Source organism: Microbacterium lacus (genome assembly GCF_039531105.1).
In the GTDB taxonomy this organism is placed as follows: Bacteria; Actinomycetota; Actinomycetes; order Actinomycetales; family Microbacteriaceae; genus Microbacterium; species Microbacterium lacus.
Window position 1 is genome coordinate 1 of the sequence record NZ_BAAAPK010000006.1, and the last position, 590, is coordinate 590.

Consider the following 590-nt stretch of genomic DNA (forward strand, 5'->3'; position numbering starts at 1 on the left):
CCCAGCACACCGTTGCGGCCGTCGAGGTTCGTGATCGACTCCTTCACGTGCACGTGGAAGATGTGCTCGGCGAAATCCAGGACGAACGCGACGTAGTCCAGCTGCTGCCAGACGAAGTGCGACGGGTCGAAGTTGAACCCGAAGCTCTCCCGGTGCCCGATCGCCTCGAGTGTGTCCTTCGCGGTCCAGTAGTCGTACGCGATCTCGGACGGGTGCACCTCGAGCGCGAACCGTACGCCGACCTCTTCGAACACGTCCAGGATCGGGTTCCAGCGGTCGGCGAAGTCCTGATAGCCGCGCGCGATGAACTCGTCGGAGGCCGGCGGGAACATCGCGACGGCCTTCCAGATCGAGGATCCGGTGAACCCGTTCACCGTGCTCACCCCCAGTTTCGCGGCGAACCGGGCGGTGTTCTTCATGTCCTCCGCGGCACGCTGCCGCACGCCCTCGGCGTCCCCGTCGCCCCAGACACGGTCGGACAGGATGTCGCGGTGCCGCTCGTCGATCGGGTCGTCGCACACCGCCTGGCCGGTCAGGTGGTTCGAGATCGCGTAGACCTTCAGGCCGTTGCGCTCGAGGATGTCGAGCCG

General features: G+C 66.1%; 1 protein-coding gene. It reads right to left on the reverse strand.

Features of this window, described 5'->3' with window-relative positions:
• Positions 1-590: sugar phosphate isomerase/epimerase family protein (locus ABD197_RS16680; RefSeq protein ID WP_344056117.1), on the reverse strand; the 590-nt coding region annotated here is incomplete at both ends.